Annotated in this window: 4 protein-coding genes and 3 pseudogenes; 4 read left to right on the top strand and 3 right to left on the bottom strand. The window is 65.2% G+C overall.

Annotation, left to right across the window (positions count from 1 at the left end; genetic code table 11):
* Positions 1-92: 92 nt before the first annotated feature.
* From AB0L95_RS41835 to AB0L95_RS41820, 4 genes and pseudogenes are all read left to right on the top strand, one after another.
* A pseudogene (locus AB0L95_RS41835) lies at positions 93-377 on the top strand (transposase); the annotation flags it as partial.
* Positions 378-515: 138 nt separating this feature from the next.
* Positions 516-653 (top strand): annotated as a pseudogene (locus AB0L95_RS41830) (hypothetical protein); the annotation flags it as partial.
* A gap of 18 nt (positions 654-671) precedes the next feature.
* The gene (locus tag AB0L95_RS41825) at positions 672-956 is read left to right on the top strand and encodes a hypothetical protein (RefSeq protein WP_365171871.1); all 285 of its coding nucleotides are present in this window, start codon (positions 672-674) and stop codon (positions 954-956) included.
* Positions 957-987: 31 nt separating this feature from the next.
* On the top strand, positions 988-1,719 hold the full coding sequence (locus AB0L95_RS41820; RefSeq protein WP_365171867.1) for a transposase: 732 nt from the start codon (positions 988-990) through the stop codon (positions 1,717-1,719).
* Between the two features lie 121 nt (positions 1,720-1,840).
* Here the strand turns inward: AB0L95_RS41820 and AB0L95_RS41815 are convergent, their stop codons facing one another.
* The 3 genes and pseudogenes from AB0L95_RS41815 to ltrA form a co-directional block, all read right to left on the bottom strand.
* Positions 1,841-2,122: an ATP-binding protein gene (locus AB0L95_RS41815; RefSeq protein WP_365171865.1), complete on the bottom strand. Its 282-nt coding sequence runs from the start codon at positions 2,120-2,122 to the stop codon at positions 1,841-1,843.
* An 88-nt stretch (positions 2,123-2,210) separates the two neighbouring features.
* Positions 2,211-2,498 (bottom strand): hypothetical protein, encoded by a 288-nt coding sequence (locus AB0L95_RS41810; RefSeq protein WP_365171869.1) that lies wholly within the window; start codon positions 2,496-2,498, stop codon positions 2,211-2,213.
* A gap of 106 nt (positions 2,499-2,604) precedes the next feature.
* Positions 2,605-3,699 (bottom strand): annotated as a pseudogene (gene ltrA / locus AB0L95_RS41805) (group II intron reverse transcriptase/maturase); the annotation flags it as partial.
* Between the last annotated feature and the right edge of the window lie 568 nt (positions 3,700-4,267).

Genomic DNA, 4,267 nt, shown 5'->3' with positions numbered 1-4,267 from the left:
GGCCTCCGCCAGATCCAATACCGCAGCGACATCATCGACGGATGCCTCACCGGAACAGGGCTCACACCGACGACACCACGACTACAACGTCAGTAACCGAGCACGGAGACAGCAAGGATCACCCGATCCCGGTCGCGATCGAGACGTCCCGGGGACTATTGGCCGCCTGTTTGCGCGCGACGGGGCGCCCAGTCTTCGCGAACATTCCGCTGGCCGCGGCCCGCTATCGAGACCGGTACTCAGTCGCGAGGAAGAAGTCGGACGCCATCGACGCTGCTGCTCTGGCGAACATGCTGCGCACTGACATGGCCGCTCACCGGCCTCTGCCGAAGGATTCCGAGCTGGCTCAGGCGATTGCGGTGCTGGCACGAGCTCGCAGTGTCGGCGACGGCTGAATTCAGGTTCTGGATCACTTTCAGTGCCGGAGCCACGGAGGGTCACGACAACCGCGATCATGAACAGCCGTGGGCGATGTGCTCCTCCAGGACCTGTGGTCCACCAGGGTCGAAGGCGTAATGATCGGAAACGTAGTGGTCGATGGCGAGTTGGTGGTCGTTCGGGCCCGCGCATCGGCCGAGCGGGCCGCGTGTCCCGCCTGTCGGACGTCGTCGGGCCGAGTGCACAGCCGATACGTACGCCGCCTCGCCGACACTGCAGTCGCCGGGCGTCCCGTGGTGATCAAGTTACAGGTCCGGCGGTTCCGCTGCCGCGACCGCGCCTGCCGGCGGACCACGTTCGCCGAGCAAGTCGACGGACTCACCTTCCGGCACGGACGGCGAAGCTCCGGGCTGCAGACGGTGCTTCGACAGGTAGCGGTGATGCTGGCGGGCCGGGCCGGCGCCCGCCTGGCGCACACGCTCGCGGTCAGGGCGAGCCGGTCGACGCTCCTGCGGCCGATACGCCGACTGCTGGAGCCCGAAGAAGAGCCCGGAGCCTGCGCCGCCTTCCCTGGATGAACCACGACAGTCGGGCCGTCTGTCCGACCGGGTGCGCGAGCAGCACGCTTCCGTTCACGCCCTGCTGGACGAGGGGCTCGGGCTGCGGCCGATCGCCTGCCGACTGGGACTGGCCCGCAACACCGTCCGCCGCCTCGCCGATGCGGCAACCGCGGACGAGGTCCTGGTCGGACGGTGGACCGGCCGGACCAGCATCCTCGACCCCTACAAGCCCTACCCCCATCAGCGGTGGACCGAAGGCTGCACCGTGGCCCGCCGGCTGTTCGAGGAAGTTCGCGAGCGCGGCTATCCCGGCGGCGAGAGCGTGGTGAAAAGGCACGTCCAACGGCTCCGCGAAGCCTTCCCGCACGACGATCCGCCCCGCAATGCGCCGTCCGTACGCGACGTGACCAGCTGGATCACCCGCCGCCCCGACCGCCTTGACGACGACCAGGCCCAGCAGCTCAAGCAGGTCCTCACCCGCTGCCCCGCCCTCGACCGAACCGCCGAACACATCCGAGCCTTCACCGAATTGATGAACGACCGCCGGGGTCGCGAGCTCGGTCGATCGATAGAACGCGTGCAGGCTGACGACGTGCCCGCCCTGCACTCCTTCGTCACCGGCCTCGGCCAGGACCTCGACGCCGTCGTCGCCTGGCTCAGCCTCCGCTACAGCTCCGGTGCCGTCGAGGATCACAACAACAAGATCAAGATGATCAAGCGTCAGATGTTCGGCCGCGCCAACTTCGACCTGCTCCGCAAGCGGATCCTCCTCGCGGCATGAGGCCGTTCATGATCGCGGTTGTCGTGACTCTCCGTGGCTCAGGCACTGAAGTGATCCAGAACCTGAATTGTGGGCCACTGCCGACGGACGAAAAGTGACCCCCTGCGTCTGTTGATGTTGGTCATTCCCCGGTGTTGGCCGCGGGAACCCGTCCGAGATCGCGGCCGCGCATGCGGTAGCTGTCGCCCTTGAGTGAGATGACTTCGGCGTGGTGGAGGAGGCGGTCAATCATCGCGGCGGCGACCGTGTCGTCGCCGAAGACCTCGCCCCAGCGGCCGAAGGGTTTGTTACTCGTCACGATCACCGAGGCCCGTTCGTAGCGGCCCGAGATGAACTGAAAGAAGAGGTTCGCTGCCTCGGGCTCGAAGGGGATGTGTTGGGTCGGGGACGGGACGCCGTGCACCGTCTCCGGTGCCGGTCTTCCCGTCCCCGCCCGCCGAACCCGCCGTGCGAGTTGGCCCCGCAGCGGGCTCTCCACGTGATCCGATGTGTCAGGCGAGGTATTCACTGACCTGGCCGACGAAGGCCACATCGTCGTGGCTGGTCCGGCGAAAGCGAGCCCTCTCCGGATCAACCTCGTCGATGTTGTATGGCGTGCTGATCTGCGCTCCGCGGAAGCGGTATCGCTCGACCTTCATCTTTGCCGGGTTGTAGAGGACGAGACCGCCCTCGCTGATGCGATCCGCTCCGAAGTAGCGGCGCCGCAGTTGCTTCCAGGTCATGTGGGGGCGCTTGTAGCGAATCCAGCGGAGTACTCGCCACCACGCATGCCAGCCCAGGTAGGCGAATGTCCGCTTCGAGACCCCGTAGCGGAAGTAGGCCGCCCAGCCCCCGAAGGACCGGGTTGACCGTCCGCAGCACCTCCTCCAACGAGAGCGATGTCGTACTTCGCCCCGTCAGCTTCTTGATCTTGTGCATCACCGACGCCAAGGCTTGCTTGGACGGGATGGTGAGCACGACACGGCGGTCACCCCAAGTTCTCCGCTGGATGTGGAAGCCCAGGAAGACGAAGCCGTCATCAATGTGGGTGATGTGGGTCTTCTCGTCCGAGAGGGTCATCTTCAGCTTGCAGGCCAGCAGTTCGGCGATCTCCGCTTTGAGTGCTTCGGCCTCTGACATCGCGCCGTGCACGAGCACGAGCACGACAAAATCGTCGGCATACCGCACCAGGCGGAAGTTCGGCCGCCCCATCCGGCGCCGATACTGCCGACGCCATGGCGGGTTCATCTCCTGGTCCCAGATCCGTGAGAAAAATCGGTCCAGAACAAAGAGATAGATGTTGGCCAGCAGCGGAGAGACGATCCCTCCTTGCGGAGTCCCGGTCAGAGTCTCCGCGAACCCACCCTGCAACTCGACAACCCCGGCCCGCAGAAACGCACTGACCAGCCGCAGGACCTTCCGGTCCTGGACGCGTTCGGCCACCAGGTGCATCAGGACGTGATGGTCGACGTTGTCGAAGCAAGCCTTGATGTCGCCCTCGATGACCCACTCGTAGGTCGACGGCTTGCGGGTGAAGTGGTGGATTTCAGCGATGGCATCCTGGGCCCGACGTCCGGGTCGATGCCCGTAACTGGACGGGTAGAAATCGACCTCGAAGATCGACTCCAGGACCAGTTTGAGCGCCATCTGCGCGACTCGATCTCGCAGGGTCGGGATGCCCAAGTAACGGACCTTTCCGTTCTTCTTGGGGATCACCGCCTGTTTGACCGGCAGCGCGGTGAAGGACCCGTCCTTGAGCGAGGAGCGAAGCCCCTCCAGGAACGGAATCACTCCCTGCCGCTCTTCGGCGTAGTGGCGGGTGACCGCATCCAGGCCCGCAGTCCTGGCACCCCGGATGCCAGACACCCGTTCCCAGGCCACCACCAAAGTGGCCTGGTCACAGATCAAGTTGAATACATCCTCGAACCGGCGGTCCGGCTCGTTCCTTGCCCATCGGTGCAGCTCGCGCTGGTGATCGAGTACCCGCCGCTCGGCCGTCATACTGACCGGCCAGGTGGTCGGCGGCGCGTCGTTGTTCAACAACGGTCCTCCCCGAATACAGCACTGCTGCGATCACGCTGTCGCCCTTCCTCATGCGGACGGCTCTCCCGTCCTCGGAGTACTACGGCGACTCCGCCACGATCTGGCGTCATCAGCGGGCGTCGCGCCTGCCCGCCGCCCGGTCGGCTACCGGGCGGGAAGGGCGATGCCAGATCGCTTCCCACGTTCACTGAGGATCTCTGTGACAGCTTCGGTGCCCAGTTATATCCCGGCGGCATCGCCACGGACCGCAGATCGCAGTGTTGGTCCGGGCCTCCCGGCGTCCATCGGATCGGGACGACGAAAGAGGAGAGTCCATCGGCTATGGCCCTCTCCAGCACCGCAAAGCGGCCCATCCACCAGAGTTGGCAGGCCGCTGACGACTCACGGGACGTCAACCACTGGTTCAGTTTCCTTGCACCCATTCCGTCTTCGCTAGTGTCTGGTGATCTGGTTTGTGTCAGTTCGAGTTGTTGTTGACGAGTTTCTTCACGGCGGTCTGGACGAGCCGGACCTTGGCGAGGATCTC

Source organism: Streptomyces sp. NPDC052036 (assembly GCF_040680495.1).
GTDB lineage: Bacteria > Actinomycetota > Actinomycetes > Streptomycetales > Streptomycetaceae > Streptomyces.
The sequence above is the reverse complement of the archived record's forward strand: the minus strand, read 5'-3'. Positions and strand labels throughout refer to the sequence as shown.